Here is a 19,576-nt window from a genome sequence, read left to right on the forward strand (position 1 = left end):
CATGAAACGTCTGATCCTGATGCGCCACGCCAAGTCCGACTGGTCCTTCGATCTCGAAGACCACGCCCGTCCGCTCAACGCCCGCGGCCAGCGGTCGGCGGAAGCGCTGGGTGACTGGATGCGGGAAAAGGGCTACTTGCCGGATCGGGTGCTGTGCTCGGATTCCACGCGCACCCGCGAGACGCTGGCGCGGGCTGCGCTAGACGCCCCCGTGAACTACCTCAGCGCTCTCTACAACGCCGCGCCGACGACGATCCTCGATCTGCTCTACGACACGGCGAAAGGGGACGCAGTTCTGGTGCTGGCGCACAATCCCGGCATGGGCATCCTGATGGAAAGCGTCGTGCAAGCCCCGCCGGATCATCCGAAATTCCCCCATTGCCCGACTGGCGCAACGCTGGTGGTGGATTTCGACATCGACAGTTGGCAAGACCTGCAGCCGGGCAGCGGCCGGGTGGTGGATTACATCGTACCCAGAGACCTGACAGAGTGAAGCGCCCCGCCTAAAACCTGAGCCACAAATACCCTGTCGCACCTGCGGTGCTATCGGGACATTTGTGGCGCAGGTTGTTCAGGTAAAAGGCAGGGCGCTTTAGGGCATCAGAGTTCCGGACGCCGTCTGCGTATGATCTCCTCGGCCTTCTCCGGTTTGACTTTCTCCAGCGCATCTAGCGCCTTCTCCGCCCGCCGTACCGCCCCGGCCTCTTCCTGCTCGACGATGGCGTCGACCTGCTGCTTGAGCTGCAGGAGTTTCACCACCCTCGGGTCGGTCTGGTCAAGGTTCTTCGCCAGCATCGCGACTACATCGAGGATCGTGCCAAGCTGATCGCCATAACTCGCCACCTCGCGCACCACCCGGCGCTCGACATCGACGTTCCCGGCAATGTCGACATTGGTGAAAGCGGGCGAGATGTTCTGGACCACGTCACCACCCAGCGGCCCACGGAACCAGGTGAATGGGTTGTGATAGTCGATTTCGGACATGGTCAGCCCCGCTTGAAAAACCATACTCTGCAATGAAGAAGGCCCCCGGATTTCTCCGGAGGCCTTGCTGGTTCAGTGTCCGAGGATCTGGCTCAGGAAGAGCTTCGTCCGCTCGTTCTGCGGGTTGTTGAAGAATTCCTCGGGTTCGTTCTGTTCGACGATCTGGCCCTGGTCCATGAAGATCACCCGGTTCGCCACCTGCCGGGCAAAGCCCATCTCGTGGGTCACGCAGAGCATGGTCATGCCCTCTTCCGCGAGCTCCACCATGGTGTCGAGCACTTCCTTGATCATCTCCGGGTCGAGCGCGGACGTCGGCTCGTCAAACAGCATGATGCGCGGACGCATGCAGAGCGACCGGGCGATGGCCACGCGCTGCTGCTGACCACCTGAAAGCTGGCCCGGATACTTGTTCGCCTGATCCGGGATCTTCACCTTTTCGAGGAAGTGCATCGCGGTTTCCTCGGCCTTCTTCTTCGGGATCTTGCGGACCCAGATCGGCGCGAGCGTGCAGTTCTCGAGGATCGTCAGATGCGGGAAGAGGTTGAAGTGCTGAAAGCACATGCCGACCTCGGAGCGGATCTTGTCGATGTTCTTGATGTCGGAGGACAGCACCGTGCCATCCACGGTGATCTTGCCCTTCTGGTGCTCCTCCAGCGCGTTGATGCAACGGATCAGCGTGGACTTGCCGGAGCCGGACGGACCGGCGATGACGATACGCTCGCCCCGGTAGACCGTCAGGTCGATGTCGCGCAGCACGTGAAAGGTGCCGTACCACTTGTTCATGTTCTCGATGGTGATCGCGACTTCGTCGGATACTTTCATGATCGGTTCAGCCATTTCCGAGGCTCCTTAACGATGATCGGTGGCAAGCTGACGCTCGAGCCACTGCGAATATTGCGAAATGCCGTAGCAGACGGGGAAGAACATCAGGATCGCGAAACCCCAGAGTTCCCAGTAGACGCCGTTCCATTCGGTCGAGGCGAGGATCGGGCCTCGGATCATGCCCACGAGGTCGAACATCGAGATGACCGACACGAGGGTGGTGTCCTTGAACAGGCCCACGGCGACGTTGACGATGCCCGGGATGGAGATCTTCAGCGCCTGCGGCATGATGATGAGCCGCATGGACTGCGCATAATCCAGCCCCAGACTGTCCGCCGCCTCGTACTGCCCCTTCGGCAGAGCGGCGAGGCCGCCCCGGATCACCTCTGCGATATAGGCCGAGGAGAACATGGTGATCATGATGATCACCCGCAGGATGAGGTCGAAGGTCGTGCCCGGCGGCAGGAAGTAGGCCAGAACCACGTTTGCCACGAACAGCAGCGTGATGAGCGGCACGCCGCGGATGAACTCGATGAAGACCACGCAGATCCACTTGATGATCGGCATGTGCGACTGACGGCCCAGCGCCAGCAGGATACCGATCGGCAAGGAGAGCGAGACGCAGACGGTGCCGAGGATGAAATTCAGCATGAAGCCGCCCATGTCCCGGCTCGGGACCTCCGGCAGGGCCAGAACCCCGGACATCGCCCCGGTGACATAGCCGCCGAGGAACCAGACGATGAAGGCCGTGACAACGGCGGCCCCGAGTGCACCCGCGAAACTGGATGCTTCGAGTTTCTTGAAGGCGATGTAACCCGCGATGAAGCCGAGCAGCGCCATGATCGGGGTCAGGATCGTGCCGCCCCAGATCAGCCAGAAGGCGATGAACGGATAGAGCGCGGTGAAGTAGAGCACCTGCCGCGGCACGTACATCGCAAACAGCAACGGCGCTGCCGCGACGAAGAGCATCACGAAGGCCAGCGCCGGTCGCCAGTATTCCTCGCTCGGGTACTTGAACCCGAACAGGAGCTGGTTCCAGCGCTCCGTCAGGACCGAGAAACAGCCGCCCGTCGCCCCGTCGAGGATCTCCCGGCATTCGGCCAGCGACTGGGTGTGCCAGATGCCGCCGAACAGCCAAGGCAGGAAGCCCGCGAGGATCTTGAAGATGATGAACAGCGCCACAAGGGTCAGCAGCCCGTTCAGGATGTCCGGGAACAGGTTCGCTCGCACCCATTTGACCGCTCCCGCCTCGGAGGCGGGCGGCGGCTGCTGCGGGAGCATCGTGTCGCGGACATAGGCGACGGTCTGTGCATGTGTGTCAGACATGGCTCAGCGCTCCTTCAGCTTCACGGAATTGTTGTAGACGTTCATGATGCCGGAAATGGCGAGGCTGATGGTCAGGTAGAACAGCATCAGCAGCAGAACGCATTCGATGGCGCGGCCGGTCTGGTTGAGCGTGATGCCGCCCAGCGTGCCGGTCAGGTCCATGTAGCCCACAGCGATGGCGAGCGAGGAGTTCTTCGTCAGGTTCAGGTACTGCGAGATCAGCGGCGGGATGATGACGCGCAGCGCCTGCGGCAGGATCACGAGGTTCATGATCCGGCGGGGGCGCAGGCCGAGCGAGGCCGCCGCTTCGGTCTGGCCCTTGGAGATGGCGAGGATGCCGGCCCGGACGTTCTCCGCGATGAAGGCCGCGGTGTAGATCGACAGGGCGAGGGTCAGCGCGATGAAAGAGTTGCGGGCAAAGATGCCGCCCTGGAAGTTGAAGCCCTGCAGCGCCGGGATTTCCCAGTGCAGCCCCATGATGACGAAAGCCGCAAGTAGCGGGATCAGCCACAGGCCGAGCGTGAACGGCCACGTCTTGGGCCGCACGCCGGTGGCCTCCTGCTGGACCGTGGCCCAATGGGAAATGCGGCCCGTGCCGACGATCGCACCGGCGAGGATGGCGAGGATCACCAGCCAGCCCGTGCCCCCCGTCGCCCAAGCCGCGGAAAAATAAGGCATCGGCAGATAGAAGCCCCGCCCGGTGAAGGCGAAGAGGCCAAGGAACATCGACGCCGTTGCATCATCGCCCCGGAAATCACGCGGCTGCGGCAGCACAGCGACGAAGATCGCCATGACGATCAGGATCCAGATCAGCACCGGCACGTTGCGGAAGATCTCGACGTAGACGGCCATCAGCTTGGAGATCAGCCAGTTCTTCGACAAACGCAGCACGCCGACGACAACCCCGATGATGGTGGCGAAGGTACAACCGACGACCGCGACCAGGAGCGTGTTCAGCACGCCCACGATGGCGGCGCGCAGGTGGGTCGACTGGCTCGTGTACTCGATCAGGCGCTGGTTGATGTCATAGCCCGATCGCTCCTCGAGGAACCCGTAGGAGATGTTGAGACCGGCCGTGGCGAGGTTTTCGATCAGGTTCCAGCCCAGATAGGCCATCAGCCCGATCAGGCAGAGCAAAGCGATGAACTGAAACGTGTAGGACCGATAGCGCGTGTCGTTGATCAGCTGCGATAGCCGGAACGACTCGACCGGAGGGTCGGTGAGCGTCGACATGAATGTATCCCTGTTTTTGTCCGCCTGCCCGAAGCCCGGTGGATTGGTCCACTCTTGGGGCATTCACTCGTGTGGCGGGTTTTTCTTGGTTGTCTGATTTGAAAAGGGGCGCGGGTGATCCCGCGCCCCTCTCCGTTTCGATCTTAGCGGAAGGGCGGGCTGTAGAGCAGGCCGCCGTCGGTCCACTGCGCGTTCAGACCGCGCGACAGGCCGATCGCGGTGGACTCGCCGATGTTCTTCTCGAAGAGCTCACCATAGTTGCCGCCCGCCTTGATGGCGCGCAGGGCCCAGTCGGCGTCGAGGCCGAGCATCGCGCCCAGCGCGTCCTCGGTGCCAAGCAGACGCTTGACTTCCGGGTTCGGCGAGTTGGCCGCCATGTCGTCGGCATTGGCCGCGGTCACACCCAGTTCCTCGGCCGCGATCAGCGCGTTGAGGGTCCAGCGCGCGATGTCGCCCCACTCGTTGTCGCCGTGGCGGACAAGCGGGCCGAGCGGCTCCTTGGAGATGATCTCGGGCAGGACGACGTGATCGCCCGGGTTCTCGAAGGCAGCGCGGGTCGCCGCAAGGCCGGACGCGTCCGTGGTGTAGACGTCACAGGCGCCTTCCAGGTACAGCGGCTGCGCCTCGGCGTTGGTCTCGATCGGAACCGGCTCGTAGCTGATGTTGTTGGCGCGGAAGAAGTCCGCGAGGTTCAGCTCGGTGGTGGTGCCGGTCTGGATGCAGACGGTGGCGCCATCGAGTTCCTTTGCCGAGCTCACGCCCAGCGCCTTCGGGACCATGAAGCCCTGACCATCGTAATAGTTCACGCCGACGAAATCGAACTTCAGGTCGACGTCACGGCTGAAGGTCCAGGTGGTGTTCCGGGCCAGCAGGTCGATTTCGCCCGATGCGAGCGCGGTGAAGCGGGTCTTGCCGGTGGTCGGCACGAATTCGACGGCCTTCGGGTCGCCGAGAACGGCGGCTGCGACTGCGCGGCAGACGCCGACGTCGAAGCCATCCCACTCACCGTTCGCATCCGGCGCGGCAAAGCCGACGAGACCGGTCGTCACACCGCAGTTCAGCTTGCCGCGCGCTTTGACATCGTCCAGCGTCGCAGCGGCAGCCGCGGTGGCGGTCAGGCCGGCAACGGTCAGCGCGCCAAGGATTACGGTTTTTTTCATGTTTACCTCTTCCTGTTTTATCCCGCCTCGGAGGGCGGTTCTGATATGTCCGGTGCTCCGGACTCTTGTCGGTCAGGGTGGGAAAACCCGCCCCATGCCGTGAGTTTGGGCGGATTCCCGCCATGAGGTCAAGCCAAGAAGCCCGACAGGATGCCAAAGAACAGGGCAATTGCCCATCTGGCACTCACAGGCTGAATCGTTTTTGACTGAAGAGTCAATGAGCCAGTTGGAAGAACCGGGCCGCGTGAAGGAATTCGCCTTTTTTGTAGTCGGCCAAGGCCCTGGCTTCCGCGTCCTCGCCCCATTGTTCTTCCTGCCAGGTCTCGTCGATGCGCGACAGCGGCCAGGCGTCCTCGGCGGAAAGGCGGCCGCGCGCCACCGCGAGACCCAGCACCAGCGAGCCGGTCAGCGACACAAGATCGTGAAAGGCGGCGAGGGCGAAGGGGTTCAGCGCATGTACCTGTCGCGACAGCGCCGCAAGGGCGGCCCCGTCCTGCGGCTCGTGAATCACCCCGATACGGGGCGCGAGTCGGGCGCCGAAGATCTCGGCGGCCCAGTCCAGCATCGGATCCCAGGCCGCGGCCTGCCGGGTCACCAGTTCCTCTGGATGGCCCGCGCGGTAGCACAGCAGGTCGGCATCGCCGTAGGCGGCCAGCATGTCGGCAACTTCCGCGTGTTGCGTCGTCACCTTGTCGAGCGCGCTGTTGGCCATGCGGGTGAAGGGCATCGTTGCCGGATCGACCCTGTCACCCTGCGCCTGCCACTCGGCGGCGATCTCCCGCGCCAGCGCCTCGGTCGGGACCGTCAGCGCGGTCTTCGCCGGGGTCTTCACCCCCCGCCCATCGAGCGTCACGGTCCAGCCGCCATTGACGGCGCCGATCTCGGTGTTCTTCCAGAAGCGTTTCGGGGCCCATTCCGCCATGCGTCTCAATCCTTCAGCAAATCCAGGATCGCCGTCTCCAGCGCGGCCGCGTCATGCACCAGCGCCTCCGCACCTGCAAGCGCCTCGGGCTGGTGATAGCCCCAGGTCACGCCGATCCCCCGGACGCCGGCGTTTGCCGCCATGTCCATATCATAGGTGGTATCGCCGATCATCACCGCGTCGCCCGCGTCCACACCGGCCTGCTTCAAGGCCTCCAGAACCATCGCCGGATGCGGCTTGGACGGGTGGTCGTCGGAGACCTGCGTGGTGATGAACAGCCCCTTGAGGTCGAGGCTATCCATCAACGCCGTCAGCCCGCGCCGGGACTTTCCGGTGGCGATGCCGAGCAGGATCTCGTCCCGTGCATGCAGCCGGCGCAGCAGGTCGAACATGCCGGGATAAAGCGGCGAGCTTTCTGCCCCGCCCGCCATCCGCAGCGCGGCGTATCGGTCCTTGTAAGCGTCCACCATGCGCCCCACGGTTTCTGCGTCCTGCTTCGGTGCCAGCCGCGCAATTGCCGTCTCCAGCGACAGCCCGACGATTCCGAGCACCGCCTCCCGCGACGGGCAAGCCAATCCCTCGGAGGCAAAGGCCGTGGCCATCGAGGCGAGGATGTCCGCCTGACTGTCGACAAGCGTACCGTCGACGTCGAAGATCGCGAGTTTCAGACCGGTCAATGCAGCGCCTCGAACGGGTCTTCGCTGGCGAAGCTCTCTTCCCAGCCCAGCGTCTCCCAGCTTTGCTGCATATGCTCCGGCAGCGGTGCGTGGATCAGCACGGGCTTCTTCGTCACCGGATGCTGGAAGCCCATGGTCCGGGCGTGCAGGTGCAACTTTTTCGAAATCACTCCACCGAGTTGCGCCCCCCAGCCATCGCCGAGGTTTTCCTGCCCGGAGCCGCCATACTTGCCGTCGCCGATGATCGGATGGCCGATCTCCGCCATATGCGCCCGAAGCTGGTGCGTGCGGCCCGTGAGCGGCTCGAGCGCCACCCAGGCGGCGCGACTGGCGACACGGTAGAGCGTGGCATATAGCGTATGCGCCCGCTTGGCGCCGGGTGTGCTGTCCATGTCGCGCGGGTGCACGGCGATCATCTTCTCGCCTTCGCCCTGCGATCCACGCCCATGCGCCTTGACAAGGCCAAAACGGATTTCGCCGAGATAGGGCGTCGGCACACCGGCGACGAGCGCCCAGTAGATCTTCCGGGTTTCCTTGTGCCGCAGTGCCGCCGTAAGCCCTCGCGCCGCCTCCTGCGTGCGGGCAAGCAGCAGGACGCCGGAGGTGTCCTTGTCCAGCCGGTGCACCAGTTTCGGTTTGTCCTCGTAACCGAACTTCAACGCCTCCGCGAGACCGTCCACATGTTTCGTCTGCTTGCTGCCGCCCTGCGTCGGCAGGCCCGGCGGCTTGTTCAGCGCGATGATGTGGTCGTCCTTCCAGATGACGCAGCCCTGGATCATCGCCGCATCGGCCTTGCTGACCTTGCTCTTCGCCTCCGCCTCGCGCTCGGCACGCTCGGCGGCGACCTGATCGGGCTCCGGCAGCGGCGGAATGCGGATCTGCTGGCCGACTTCCAGACGGGTGGAGGCCTTCGCCCGCGCCCCGTCGACGCGGACCTCGCCCTTGCGGCACATCTTCTCGATGCGCCCCTGCGCCACATGCGGGAAATGCCGCTTGAACCAGCGGTCGAGCCGCTGATCGCCGTCGCCGGGGCCTACGGTGACTGTCTGGACACGGCTCATTGGGCGAAACTCCGGGCAACGAGGAGCCCGGCGATCAATGCGCCGAGCGAAAGAAGGACCGAGGCGAGCACGTAGCCCGCCGCAAGGCTGACCTGGCCCCGCTCGTAAAGCGTCACCGCGTCGAGCGAGAATGCCGAGAAGGTGGTGAAGCCGCCGAGCACGCCGGTCATCAGCAGCGGTGCATAGCGGTTGCCGCCAAGATGCGCCAGCGCGACCACGATCACGCCCATGGCAAAGGAGCCGAGGATGTTGACGATCAGCGTACCCCAGGGGAACCCGCGCCCCATAAGGTGCGTGGCGGCAAGGCCGGTGAGATAGCGGCCAGAGGCGCCGAGGGCGCCGCCGAGGGCAACTTGCAGGAGCGGTGTCATGGCCCTGCCTTCGCGCGGAGCGCCCCTGTTGTCAAGGATGGCGCGTGAGGCAAGCGGCGGAGTTGGGTATTTGGACCAAGAAGAAACAGCGGGTCAGGGTTTGTTCCGCTCGCGGCGCAGTTTGGCGAAGTAGTCGACGCGCTTTTTCAGGTCGCGTTCGAAGCCGCGTTCGATGGGGGCGTAGAACTGCTCGCGCTTCATCTCGTCGGGGAAATAGTTCTGCCCCGAGAAGCCGTCCTCCGCGTCGTGGTCGTAGGCGTAGCCCGCGCCGTAACCCTGTTCTTCCATCAGCTTGGTCGGCGCGTTGAGGATGTGTTTCGGCGGCATCAGGGAGCCGGTCTTCTTCGCCGCCTTCCGCGCCGCCTTGTAGGCGACGTAGTTCGCGTTCGATTTCGGGGCGAGGGCGAGGTAGACGAGGGCTTGGCTAAGGGCCAGCTCACCCTCCGGGCTGCCGAGGCGTTCGTAGGTGTTCCAGCTGTCGATGCAGACCGCCTGCGCCTGCGGGTCCGCAAGGCCGATGTCCTCCACGGCCATGCGGGTCATGCGCCGGGCAAGGAAACGCGGATCTTCCCCGGCTTCGAGCATCCGTGCGAACCAGTAGAGCGCCGCGTCCGGATCGCTGCCGCGCACGGATTTGTGCAGGGCGGAGATCAGGTTGTAATGGCCGTCACCGGATTTGTCGTAGTTGGCGGCGCGTTTCATCAGGCGGGTGGTGAGATTCTCCGTGGAGAGCGGCTGCGCCACCTTCCAGCTTGTTACCTGCTCGATGAGGTTCAGCAACGCACGACCATCGCCGTCCGCCATTTCGAGAAGAGCGGTCCTTGCCGACGGGTCCAGAGGCAGTTCACGACCAAGCTCCCGCTCCGCGCGTTGCGCCAGCTTCTCCAGATCCCCTTCGGAGAGCCTTTGCAGCACCAGCACCTGCGATCGCGACAGGAGCGCGGCATTGAGTTCGAACGACGGGTTTTCGGTGGTCGCCCCGACCAGCAGGATCGTCCCGTCCTCCATATGCGGCAGGAAGCCGTCCTGCTGCGCCTTGTTGAAGCGGTGGATCTCGTCGACGAAGAGCAGCGTGCCTTGCCCCGTCTTGCGCCGTAGCTTGGCCGCTTCGAAAACCTTGCGCAGCTCCGGCACGCCGGTGAAGATCGCGCTGATCTGGACGAAATGCAGGTCCGTGGCATCTGCCAGCAGCCTTGCGATGGTGGTCTTGCCCACCCCCGGCGGCCCCCAGAAGATGATCGAGCCGAGCGTGCCCGCTTCCAGCATCACGCCAAGAGGCGCTTCGGCGCCGAGCACCTGCGCCTGTCCGATCACCTCGCCCAGCGTTTTCGGCCTGAGGCGATCAGCCAGCGGGCGCGGCGCGTTGGACGATGCGTCTGGAGTGTCAAAGAGGTCCGCCATCAGAGGCGGAACCGCAGCAGCATCCGCCGACCGCCACGCTGCGCGTCGATCTGGATGCGCGGGGCGGCGCGTTTCAGGATGCGGTCCACTTCCCCGGGGCGGACAATCGCGACCCCGTCGATGGCGAGCAGGATGTCCCCGGCCTGAAGCCCCGCCCGCGCGCCATAAGGGCCGGGGTCCATGACCACGATTCCCTCGGCGTCCTGCGCGAGGCCCAGTTCCGCGCTCACCGCCGGGTTCACCCGCGCCACGCTCAGCCCCGGCAGCACCGCAGACTCGCCCAGTGTCACGCGGTCGGCGGGCGGATCGTCCGGCGGGGCGATCATCGCCACATGCGCCACCTGCTCCGTGCCATCGCGGAAATAGGCGATCTCCGACTCCGCGCCGATGCCGCGCACCGACATGCGGTACATCATCTCGGGCGGTGTGTTCACCGGCGCCCCGTCCACGGTCAGGATCACGTCGCCGGGTTCCAGCCCGGCCAGTGCGAACGGGCTCGCCGGGTGCAACGCGACAACCATGACTCCGCCGGGCACGCTGAGCCCAAGGCTCTCGGAGATGTCCGCGTCCACCGGCTGCCCGGTCATGCCCGCCCAGGGGCGCTGGAACCGCGCCTCGCCCGCCCGCGCCTGTGTCACGAATTGCTGCACCATGGCCGAGGGGATGGCAAAGCCGATGCCGTTGGAGCCGCCGGATCGGGTGAGGATAGAGGTGTTGACGCCGATCAGTCGCCCCTCGGTGTCGATCAGCGCCCCGCCGGAGTTGCCCGGGTTGATCGGCGCGTCGGTCTGGATGAAGTAGCCCCGTCCATTGCCCGTGGCGGTGCCGGTCCGGGCGAGGCCGCTGACGATGCCGCTGCTCACGGTCTGGCCGACGCCGAACGGGTTGCCGATGGCCAGCACCAGCTCGCCAACCTCCACCGTCTCGCTGTCGCGCAGACCGAGGAACGGCATGTCCTTCGCGCCCTCCAGCCGGAGGATGGCGAGGTCTGTTTCCTCATCGGCCAGCAGCACCTCGGCGGCGAACTCGCGGCGGTCATTCAGCACCACGCGTATCTCCGTTGCCTGCCCGACAACGTGGTAATTCGACACCACGATGCCATCGTCCGACAGGATCACACCGGAGCCAAGCGAATTCTGAACCCGGGGCCGCCCCTGCATCTCGCCAAACAGACTGCCGAAGAACGGGTCGCCGGCAAAGGGGCTGCGCTCCTGCACCACGCGGCGGGCGTAGATGTTGACCACCGCCGGGGCGGCCTGCCTGACCAGCGGCGCGAAGCTCAGCTGGATCTGCGCCTGCGACTGCGGCACCACCTGATCCGCGAGGGCGCTGACCGGCAGAGTAAGGGCTAGAATGAGGGTGAGGCTGCGAAGCATGGGTATCTCCCGTTTCCGTGGGTTCGGATATGCGACCGTGCCCCGGCGAATGCAAGGCGCGGCATCTTGTCCGCTCCGCTTGGCGCCGACTTGCGGATCCCTATCTGAGAGCCATGCCAGAGACCCGACTTCCCACACGCACGCTCTACAACGCCGATTGCCCGGTGTGTAACGCCGAGATCTGCCACTACGCGGATTATGCCGAAGGCGAGGCGCTGCCGCTGGCCTTCGACGATCTGAACAGCACCGATCTCGCTGCATGGGGCGTGACGGAGGATGAGGCGGCGCGGCTGTTGCACGTCCTGCACGAGGGCAGGCTCTACAAGGGCCTCGACGCCTTCCTGATCCTCTGGGAGCAGATGCCGCGCTATCGCTGGATGGCGCGAATCGGGCGTCTGCCGGTCATCCGGCCACTGGCTTCGGCGGCCTATACGCATATCCTCGCGCGCATCATCTACACCCGCCACGTCCGGCGACGAGCGAAACGGCAGGCTCAGCCCTTGGGTTGAGCGCGGCCATAGCCGGGCCGCCCGGTCTGGCTCTGCGCCACGTCGAAGTTCCAGACGATGGCAAGGTTGGTGATGATCGCGCCAAGGAGGCTGAACAGCAGTTGGTCTCCGTCCAGAACGAAGGCTGCGGCGGCAAAGACGCAGGCGTCTACCGCCAGTTGGAACCAGCCTGCCTTGAACCCGGTCTTCTGTTCGAGAATGATCCCGAGGATCGTCATGCCACCCGCGCTGGCGTTGTGCCGGAAGATGGCGATCAACCCCATGCCGGAGCACATCCCGCCGAGCAGCGCCGCAACCCAGGTGTCCAGCCGCTCGAACAGGATGATGCTCTGGAAATATTGCGACAGCAGGGAGATGCCCGCCACGGCGATGATGGTGCGAAAGGCGAACTCCGCCCCCCGCCGCATCCAGCCCAGCAACAGGAACGGAATGCCGATGGCGAAAAACAGCGTGCCGAAGTCCAGTGGCGTGACATAGGACAGCAGGAGCGCGATGCCCGCCGTCTGCCCGGTGACGAGGCCGCCCGCCTTGAGGAAGACCACGCTGAGGCTGGTCACCACGATGCCGAAGGCGAGGCCCTGGATGTCAAAGATGGACAGACGAAACGGCATGGCTGGCTCCGGGTTTGATCTCCGCTCCCGTATGGCGCATTCTGCATCGCAGCAAAAGCCTTTCCGACCGACGATGCCTGTGCCTCCGATCGGAAGGGGCAAGAACACGGCACATCGGAGCAGCCCCTTGGCCCATTGGTACACCGCCGACCTGCACCTCGGACACGACCGCATCATGCGGCTCTGCAACCGGCCCTTTTCAGACACCGAGGCAATGACGACCGGGTTGATCGAGAGATTGCAGGACACCGTCGCCCCGGAGGATGACCTCTGGATCGTCGGCGACTTCACCTTCGGCAAGAACCGGGATGCAGCGCTGATCCGGCGCTGGTTCGACGCGATCCCGGGGCGGAAGCACCTGATCGTTGGCAACCACGATTCCGATGTGGTGAAGGCCCTGCCCTGGGCCTCGCAGCACGATCTGTGGCACCACGTGGACCGTGGGATGGAGGTGACGCTCTGCCATTATCCCATGGTTGCCTTCCCGCGCTCCGGGAGCGGCGCATGCCAGGTGTTCGGCCACGTGCACGACCTCTGGCCCGGCACCCGGAACAGCGTCAATGTGGGCGTGGACCTGTGGGACTACCGACCCGTGCAGATCGACGCCATCCTGAACCGCGCCGCCGGACTGCCGTACAACGCGCATTTCGAGGCGGTGGAATACGGCGGTACGGCACGCGTACCGCCGCCGCCGCTCACCGTTCCGGAGGCACGCTGAAACGACAAAAGGCCCCGCCGCAGGGCGAGGCCTTCGTACAGTCCTGCGACTGGCGGATTACTCCGCGTCGGCCGCTTCTTCGGCTGCCGCGACGCGGGCCTTGTCGGCTGCGCCCTTGGCAGAGACGTCGCGGTCCACGAGCTCGATGATCGCCATCGGCGCCATGTCACCATAGCGGAAGCCGGCCTTCAGAACGCGGCAGTAGCCGCCGTTGCGCTCTGCGTAGCGCGGGCCGAGGATGTCGAACAGCTTGGCGACGTCCTTGTCCTCTTTCAGCTGGGCAGCGGCCTGACGGCGGGCGTGCATGTCGCCGCGCTTGCCGAGGGTGATCAGCTTGTCGATGACGCGCTTGAGTTCCTTGGCTTTCGGCAGGGTCGTCTTGATCTGCTCGTGCTCGATCAGCGAGCCGGCCATGTTCGAGAAGAGCGCCTTGCGATGCTCATGGGTGCGGTTCAGGCGGCGGTAGCCTTTTGCGTGACGCATGTGTCTTACTCCAGATGTGCCCTCTACGGGCGGTTTTGCTTTGTCCGGCGGCCCTTGCGTTTCGGGTCGCTCTCCTTGGGGCAGGATGCCCGGGTTGGTGGGTTGGAAACCCACCCTACCGGCTGTGGGTAGGGTGGGGCTTCGACCCACCGGCCGTTGAAACTCAGAAGTTGTCTTCCAGCTTCTTGGCCAGGTCTTCGATGTTGTCCGGCGGCCAGTCCTCGACGTCCATGCCAAGGTGCAGACCCATGCCCGACAGCACTTCCTTGATCTCGTTCAGCGACTTGCGGCCGAAGTTCGGCGTGCGCAGCATCTCTGCTTCGGTCTTCTGGATGAGATCGCCGATATAGACGATGTTGTCGTTCTTCAGGCAGTTCGCCGAGCGCACGGAGAGTTCCAGCTCGTCCACCTTCTTGAGGAGGAGCGGGTTGAACTCCAGACCGTCGTCGTCGTCGTGACGCTGCGCCGATTCCGGCTCGTCGAAGTTGACGAAGATCGACAGCTGGTCCTGGAGGATACGCGCCGCATACGCAATCGCGTCTTCCGGGGTCACGGAACCGTCGGTTTCGATCTTCATGGTCAGCTTGTCATAGTCCAGCACCTGGCCCTCGCGGGTGGGCTGCACGTCATAGGCGACCTTCTTGACCGGCGAATAGATCGCATCGATCGGAATGAGACCGATGGGCGCGTCTTCGGGCTTGTTCTTGTCGGCGGAGACATAGCCCTTGCCGGTGTTGACCGTCAGCTCCATGTAGACTTCCGCGCCCTCGTCGAGGTGGCAGATCACATGGTCACGGTTCAGCACTTCGATGCCGTTGCTCTCGGAGATGTCACCGGCGGTGACGACGCCCGGACCCTTCGCGGAGATCGACAGGCGTTTCGGCCCTTCGACTTCCATGCGCAGGCTCACACCCTTGAGGTTCAGCACGATGTCGGTGACGTCTTCGCGGACACCGGCCACCGAGGAGAACTCGTGCAGCACGTTGTCGATCTGGACGCTGGTGATGGCCGCGCCCTGCAGCGAGGACAGCAGCACGCGGCGCAGCGCGTTGCCCATGGTGAGGCCGAAGCCGCGCTCCAGCGGCTCTGCAACCAGGGTGGCCTTGCGGGCGGGATCGTTGCCCGGCTTGATGTCAAGCGCTGTCGGCTTGATCAGTTCGGCCCAGTTCTTGTGGATCATGCGTCCCTCCATTCTTGCCCGTGCCCCATGTCCGAAAGGCGCAGACTCCCGAGGTTTCATCAAAGACAAACACGAGGCCGGGTCCAGAACCGGACCCGACCCCGCAAAATGTTAACAAGTATCAGACGCGACGGCGCTTCGGCGGGCGGCAGCCGTTGTGCGCGATCGGGGTCACATCACGGATCGAGGTGATGTTGAAGCCCGCGGCGGCGAGGGCGCGGAGCGCCGACTCGCGGCCCGAACCCGGGCCCTGCACTTCGACTTCCAGCGTCTTGACGCCGTGTTCCTGTGCCTTCTTGCCTGCGTCTTCCGCGGCGAGCTGGGCAGCGTAGGGGGTCGACTTGCGCGAGCCCTTGAAACCCATGGTGCCTGCGGAGGACCAGGAGATAGCGTTGCCCTGAACGTCGGAGATCAGGATCTTGGTGTTGTTGAAGGTCGAGTTCACATGCGCAACGCCTGCTGCGATGTTCTTGGAGACCTTTTTCTTGCCGGTACGGCGAGTATCGCGTGCCATTGGATCGGACCTCCCTTACTTCTTCTTGCCTGCAATGGCCTTTGCCGGGCCTTTGCGGGTGCGTGCGTTGGTGTGGGTGCGCTGACCGCGAACCGGCAGGTTCCGGCGGTGACGCAGGCCGCGGTAGCAGCCGAGGTCCATCAGGCGCTTGATGTTCATCTGCACGTCGCGGCGCAGGTCGCCCTCGACGGTGTAGTTGGCATCGATGTGCTCACGGATGGCGAGGACTTCGGCGTCGGACAGCTCGTTCACGCGGCGGGCAAGGTCGATGCCAACGGCTTCGAGGATCGCCTGCGAGGAGGTCCGGCCGATGCCGGTGATATAGGTGAGTGCGATGAGCACTCGCTTGTTGGTCGGGATGTTAACGCCGGCAATACGTGCCAAGGGTCATTTCCTTTTGTTGCGAGCCCGTTCTGCCAGGCCCTTTTTTCACAACCGAAGGCCCGAGGCAGTCTGGTGCCACCGGGCCGAAGCTGATCAGGTGATCTGTGAACCGGGACGGGCCCGGAGCACATGGACGAGTCTCTCGTTTGAAGAGATGCGGGTGCGTATGAGGTTTCGCGCCCCGCGTCAAGTCCCGATCCGCGACGCAACGAGAGGCTTGCCAACACCGCGGTTTGCGGGGCACAAAGACTGAACACCCCCGGAAAAAGTGCGCCAAATCAATCATGTCCCTGTTCCAGTTATTCTACACGAGCCAATCGGATCATCCCAGCGGTCACCGCTTGGACATGGAGATCCTCGAAGTGGCTCAGGAACGCAACAGCGAGGCCGGCGTGACGGGTTTCCTGCTGCGCACCCCCACGCGATTCGTGCAGGTCCTGGAAGGCACCGAACCCGCCGTGCTCGACACCTTCGCGCGGATTGCCCGGGACGAAAGGCACAAGGGGATCAGGCACATAACCCGGGCGTCCGCGCAGGCCCGCTATTTTCCGGACTGGTCGATGGGATTCGCGACCCGCGCCGATACGCTGGCCGCCTCCCTGGTGGACATGCTCGCCTGCGAGGCGCCGGACTTTCAGGAAGCACTCGACGTCCTGCTGGAAATCGCCAGCGACACCTTCCGCTCCGCCTGACGATCCCCGGCGCGGTCTTGGCCCCATCTGATTCGCGACCGGACACCCGCGCCGCCCTGACACAGGGCCATTGCGCCGGTTAACGTTACGTCAAAATTTGCCGACGCGCGCTCGATGCGGGCGACACGCCGCATCACAGACCGCGGCCTGAATTCGCCGCGCCTTTTCCTGCCGCTGACCATGGACCGGAATCTGCAAATGAAAAGGCCCGCGCCAAGTTAGCGCGGGCCCGTTCGTTTCGATCCATGGAACCGGCTCAGGCGTCGAGTTTCGCGGCGATCTGCGCTTTCACATTGTCCATGGGCGCCATGCCGTCGACCCGCTCGTACTGACCCTTGGCATAGTAGTAGCCAACCAGCGGCGAGGTCATCTTGTAATAGGCCGCGAGACGGGTGCGGAAGCTGTCCTCGTTGTCATCCGCGCGCACCGGCTTGCCGGCGGCGGCAGCCTCGGCGGCGCGGTTGACGATCCGGCCCACAAGCGCCTCGTCCTCGACCCGGAGTTCGATAACGTGGTCGAGCGTCTGCCCCATTTCCGCCAGCAGCTCGCCCAGGGCATCCGCCTGCTTGAGCGTGCGCGGGAAGCCGTCGAAGATGAACCCCGGCGCGTCGACGGTTTCCAGCTTCTCGCGGATCAGCCCGATGACGATCTCGTCGGTGACGAGCCCGCCCTTGTCCATGACCTCGGCCACCTGCTTGCCCATCTCCGTGCCGCTGGTGCGGGCTTCGCGCAGCATGTCGCCGGTGGACAGCTGCACCATGCCGCGCTCTTCGACGAGGAACTGTGCCTGGGTGCCTTTGCCCGCGCCGGGCGGTCCAAGAAGAATGATGTTCATCGGCGTGCCGGTCCCCTGTTCTTGCGGGCCTTACCCTTACCGCGAAGCTGCGATTTCTGAATAAGACCTTCGTATTGATGCGCCAGAAGGTGGCTCTGCACCTGCTGGATGGTGTCCATGGTCACACTCACCACGATCAGCACGGAGGTGCCGCCGAAATAGAACGGGATCGCCAGCTGACCGCGCAGGATCTCCGGCAGCAGGCAGACCGCGGCCAGGTAGGCGGAGCCGAGCACCAAGATGCGGTTGACCACGTACTCCAGATACTCGGCGGTGCGCTTGCCCGGACGGATGCCGGGAACGAAGCCATTCTGGTTCTTCAGGTTGTCCGCAACATCGTCCGGCTTGAACGAGACGTTGAAGGTGTAGAAGTAGGCAAAGAACACGATCATCGCGGCGAAGAACAGCAGGTAGAGCGGCTGTCCCGGGCCGAAGTAGGCCAGGATCGTCGACATGATCGGCCCGGTGTCGGAGCCGGAGAAGGTGCTGATCGTCACCGGCAGCAGCAACAGCGAGGAGGCGAAGATCGCCGGGATGACGCCCGCCGGGTTGACCTTGACCGGCAGGTTCGAGTTCTGCGCCTCGGTCATCCGCATGCCCACCTGGCGGCGGGGATACTGGATGGTGATCTTGCGCAGAGCGCGCTCCATGAAGACCACGAAGGCGATGACAGCGACAACCATCACGATCACGCCGATGATCACCGCCGGGCTGACGGCACCGGAGCGGCCGCTTTCGAAGAACTGCGCCAGTGCCGCCGGGACTTCGGCGATGATGCCGACGAAGATGATCAGCGAGATGCCGTTGCCGATGCCGCGCGCGGTGATCTGTTCACCGAGCCACATCAGGAACATGGTGCCGCCGACAAGCGTGATGATCACGCTGGCGCGGAAGTACCAACCCGGATCATGGGCGAGATCGCCCGCCTCCAGCGAGGCCGCGAGGCCATAGGCCTGGAACAGCGCCAGCGCCACGGTGCCGTAGCGGGTGTACTGGTTGATCTTCTTGCGGCCCTGCTCGCCCTCTTTCTTCAGCTGCTCCAGCGCCGGAACCATGCTCGACAAGAGCTGGATGATGATGGAGGCCGAGATGTAGGGCATGATGCCGAGGGCAAAGATGCCCATCCGACCCAGCGCCCCGCCGGTGAACATCGACACCATGCCGCCGATCCCCTGCCCGGCGTTCTCCATGAACTCGCGCAGCGCCGCGCCGTCGATCCCGGGAACCGGGATGAAGGTGCCGAGCCGGTAGACGATCAGGAGGCCAAGGGTGAAGAGGATGCGGTTGCGCAGGTCGGTGGCTTTGCCTAGTGCCGCCCAACTGGTGTTGGCGGCCATCTGCTCTACTGCGGATACCATGCGGGTCTCTCTTTTGAATGCAAACGCCGCCTTGATGCGTTTTCCAGCATCAGGCGGCGCTCAGTTTGGAAAACTGGGGTCTATGTAAGCGGCGGCGTGGCCGCTCACAACCAGTTATTCGGCAGCAGCCGCCACGGTGAGGGCACCGCCGGCCTTTTCGACCGCCTCGATCGCGGACTTCGATGCGCCGGTCACGGAAATCGTGGCCTTTGCGGTGATTTCACCCTTCGCCAGAACGCGGATGCCGTCGAGCTTGCGGCGCACGGCGCCCGACTCGACCAGGCTGTCTTCGGTGATGTTCGCCGCGTCCAGCTTGCCGGCGTCGATGAACTTCTGGATGATGCTCAGGTTGATGACGGCGAAGGACTTGCGGTTCGGCTTGTTGAAGCCGCGCTTCGGCAGGCGTTGGTAGAGCGGCATCTGGCCGCCCTCGTAGCCGTTGATGGCCACACCGGAGCGGGATTTCTGACCCTTGATACCACGACCGGCGGTCTTGCCCTTGCCCGAACCGGGGCCGCGGGCGACGCGTTTCTTGGTCTTGGTTGCGCCGGGATTGTCGCGCAGTTCATGCAGTTTCATCGTGCTTCTCCTTGCCGGATGTGCCCCCCGAAGCGAATGGGACAACCACGGCTTTTCTTGATTGTGTGAATCGGGTCCCGAGGGACCACCGGGGGCGTATAGACGGGGAGCCTTGCGCGTTCAAGTCTCTTTCCAGCCCTCGCCGCCATCCGCCAAATTCCTTGCCAAGGAATTTGCAAGTTTCCTCGAGGAAAACTGGCCCGCCGCAGCGCGGCATTGACTCCGCCCCGCTTTTCCCCCATATGCCTCCCATCTGCCGCACCCGCCGCGTGAGCGGGGCAGCATGGCATTGGTGCCAACAGCACCATCGACGGCCCGCACGGCAGACCACTCCAACCGGTTCCCAATTCACGCGGGGGTCCAGCGCAGGTTCAAGGCCA

23 protein-coding genes are annotated in these 19,576 nt (G+C 64.3%); 4 read left to right on the forward strand and 19 right to left on the reverse strand.

Annotation, left to right across the window (positions count from 1 at the left end):
- Position 1: 1 nt before the first annotated feature.
- On the forward strand, positions 2 to 493 hold the full coding sequence (locus ACP159_RS12070; RefSeq protein WP_425099969.1) for a SixA phosphatase family protein: 492 nt from the start codon (positions 2 to 4) through the stop codon (positions 491 to 493).
- 107 nt (positions 494 to 600) lie between these two features.
- On the opposite strand, the gene ACP159_RS12075 is transcribed toward ACP159_RS12070, so the two are convergent.
- The 11 genes from ACP159_RS12075 to ACP159_RS12125 form a co-directional block, all read right to left on the reverse strand.
- The gene (locus tag ACP159_RS12075; RefSeq protein WP_425099970.1) at positions 601 to 984 is read right to left on the reverse strand and encodes a hypothetical protein; all 384 of its coding nucleotides are present in this window, start codon (positions 982 to 984) and stop codon (positions 601 to 603) included.
- Between the two features lie 72 nt (positions 985 to 1,056).
- Entirely contained in the window at positions 1,057 to 1,821 is a 765-nt protein-coding gene (locus ACP159_RS12080) for an amino acid ABC transporter ATP-binding protein (RefSeq protein WP_425099971.1), read from the reverse strand.
- Positions 1,822 to 1,833: 12 nt separating this feature from the next.
- A complete protein-coding gene (locus ACP159_RS12085; RefSeq protein WP_425099972.1) occupies positions 1,834 to 3,132 on the reverse strand; it encodes an amino acid ABC transporter permease in 1,299 nt (432 codons plus the stop codon).
- Between the two features lie 3 nt (positions 3,133 to 3,135).
- Positions 3,136 to 4,365: an amino acid ABC transporter permease gene (locus ACP159_RS12090; protein WP_425099973.1), complete on the reverse strand. Its 1,230-nt coding sequence runs from the start codon at positions 4,363 to 4,365 to the stop codon at positions 3,136 to 3,138.
- A gap of 143 nt (positions 4,366 to 4,508) precedes the next feature.
- Positions 4,509 to 5,525: an amino acid ABC transporter substrate-binding protein gene (locus ACP159_RS12095; protein ID WP_425099974.1), complete on the reverse strand. Its 1,017-nt coding sequence runs from the start codon at positions 5,523 to 5,525 to the stop codon at positions 4,509 to 4,511.
- Positions 5,526 to 5,739: 214 nt separating this feature from the next.
- Positions 5,740 to 6,447, reverse strand: coding sequence for an ATP12 family chaperone protein (locus ACP159_RS12100; RefSeq protein ID WP_425099975.1), 708 nt, complete (start codon positions 6,445 to 6,447; stop codon positions 5,740 to 5,742).
- A 5-nt stretch (positions 6,448 to 6,452) separates the two neighbouring features.
- Positions 6,453 to 7,124, reverse strand: coding sequence for an HAD-IA family hydrolase (locus ACP159_RS12105; protein WP_425099976.1), 672 nt, complete (start codon positions 7,122 to 7,124; stop codon positions 6,453 to 6,455).
- Positions 7,121 to 8,185, reverse strand: coding sequence for an RluA family pseudouridine synthase (locus tag ACP159_RS12110; protein ID WP_425099977.1), 1,065 nt, complete (start codon positions 8,183 to 8,185; stop codon positions 7,121 to 7,123). The genes ACP159_RS12105 and ACP159_RS12110 overlap by 4 nt, the downstream gene beginning before the upstream one ends.
- A complete protein-coding gene (gene crcB / locus ACP159_RS12115) occupies positions 8,182 to 8,556 on the reverse strand; it encodes a fluoride efflux transporter CrcB (protein ID WP_425099978.1) in 375 nt (124 codons plus the stop codon). The genes ACP159_RS12110 and crcB overlap by 4 nt, the downstream gene beginning before the upstream one ends.
- A gap of 93 nt (positions 8,557 to 8,649) precedes the next feature.
- Positions 8,650 to 9,957: a replication-associated recombination protein A gene (locus ACP159_RS12120; protein WP_425099979.1), complete on the reverse strand. Its 1,308-nt coding sequence runs from the start codon at positions 9,955 to 9,957 to the stop codon at positions 8,650 to 8,652.
- Positions 9,957 to 11,333 (reverse strand): trypsin-like peptidase domain-containing protein, encoded by a 1,377-nt coding sequence (locus ACP159_RS12125; protein ID WP_425099980.1) that lies wholly within the window; start codon positions 11,331 to 11,333, stop codon positions 9,957 to 9,959. Before ACP159_RS12125 ends, ACP159_RS12120 begins: the two co-directional genes overlap by 1 nt.
- Before the next feature lie 113 nt (positions 11,334 to 11,446).
- On the opposite strand from ACP159_RS12125, the gene ACP159_RS12130 reads away from it, so the two are divergent.
- A complete protein-coding gene (locus ACP159_RS12130; RefSeq protein ID WP_425099981.1) occupies positions 11,447 to 11,842 on the forward strand; it encodes a thiol-disulfide oxidoreductase DCC family protein in 396 nt (131 codons plus the stop codon).
- Here ACP159_RS12130 and ACP159_RS12135 read toward each other — a convergent pair.
- Positions 11,827 to 12,453, reverse strand: coding sequence for a YitT family protein (locus tag ACP159_RS12135; protein ID WP_425099982.1), 627 nt, complete (start codon positions 12,451 to 12,453; stop codon positions 11,827 to 11,829). The genes ACP159_RS12130 and ACP159_RS12135 overlap by 16 nt on opposite strands.
- 127 nt (positions 12,454 to 12,580) lie before the next feature.
- Here ACP159_RS12135 and ACP159_RS12140 point away from each other — a divergent pair, with 127 nt between their 5' ends.
- Positions 12,581 to 13,171, forward strand: coding sequence for a metallophosphoesterase (locus ACP159_RS12140; RefSeq protein WP_425099983.1), 591 nt, complete (start codon positions 12,581 to 12,583; stop codon positions 13,169 to 13,171).
- Positions 13,172 to 13,228: 57 nt separating this feature from the next.
- Here the strand turns inward: ACP159_RS12140 and rplQ are convergent, their stop codons facing one another.
- From rplQ to rpsM, 4 genes are all read right to left on the reverse strand, one after another.
- A complete protein-coding gene (gene rplQ / locus ACP159_RS12145; RefSeq protein WP_425099984.1) occupies positions 13,229 to 13,654 on the reverse strand; it encodes a 50S ribosomal protein L17 in 426 nt (141 codons plus the stop codon).
- Between the two features lie 163 nt (positions 13,655 to 13,817).
- Positions 13,818 to 14,834 carry a DNA-directed RNA polymerase subunit alpha gene (locus ACP159_RS12150; protein WP_425099985.1) on the reverse strand — a complete coding sequence of 339 codons (1,017 nt, stop codon included), beginning with the start codon at positions 14,832 to 14,834 and terminating at the stop codon, positions 13,818 to 13,820.
- Between the two features lie 121 nt (positions 14,835 to 14,955).
- Positions 14,956 to 15,348 (reverse strand): 30S ribosomal protein S11, encoded by a 393-nt coding sequence (gene rpsK / locus ACP159_RS12155; RefSeq protein ID WP_425099987.1) that lies wholly within the window; start codon positions 15,346 to 15,348, stop codon positions 14,956 to 14,958.
- A 15-nt stretch (positions 15,349 to 15,363) separates the two neighbouring features.
- Positions 15,364 to 15,732 (reverse strand): 30S ribosomal protein S13, encoded by a 369-nt coding sequence (gene rpsM, locus ACP159_RS12160; protein ID WP_425099988.1) that lies wholly within the window; start codon positions 15,730 to 15,732, stop codon positions 15,364 to 15,366.
- A gap of 284 nt (positions 15,733 to 16,016) precedes the next feature.
- Here rpsM and ACP159_RS12165 point away from each other — a divergent pair, with 284 nt between their 5' ends.
- Complete coding sequence (locus ACP159_RS12165; RefSeq protein ID WP_425099989.1) at positions 16,017 to 16,424, forward strand: BLUF domain-containing protein; 408 nt, start codon at positions 16,017 to 16,019, stop codon at positions 16,422 to 16,424.
- A 256-nt stretch (positions 16,425 to 16,680) separates the two neighbouring features.
- Here the strand turns inward: ACP159_RS12165 and ACP159_RS12170 are convergent, their stop codons facing one another.
- The 3 genes from ACP159_RS12170 to rplO form a co-directional block, all read right to left on the reverse strand.
- On the reverse strand, positions 16,681 to 17,259 hold the full coding sequence (locus tag ACP159_RS12170) for an adenylate kinase (protein ID WP_425099990.1): 579 nt from the start codon (positions 17,257 to 17,259) through the stop codon (positions 16,681 to 16,683).
- On the reverse strand, positions 17,256 to 18,617 hold the full coding sequence (secY, locus tag ACP159_RS12175) for a preprotein translocase subunit SecY (RefSeq protein WP_425099991.1): 1,362 nt from the start codon (positions 18,615 to 18,617) through the stop codon (positions 17,256 to 17,258). The genes ACP159_RS12170 and secY overlap by 4 nt, the downstream gene beginning before the upstream one ends.
- Positions 18,618 to 18,731: 114 nt before the next feature.
- Positions 18,732 to 19,196: a 50S ribosomal protein L15 gene (rplO, locus tag ACP159_RS12180; RefSeq protein WP_425099992.1), complete on the reverse strand. Its 465-nt coding sequence runs from the start codon at positions 19,194 to 19,196 to the stop codon at positions 18,732 to 18,734.
- Between the last annotated feature and the right edge of the window lie 380 nt (positions 19,197 to 19,576).

The organism is Tropicibacter sp. S64 (assembly GCF_049803835.1).
In the GTDB taxonomy this organism is placed as follows: Bacteria; Pseudomonadota; Alphaproteobacteria; order Rhodobacterales; family Rhodobacteraceae; genus Pacificoceanicola.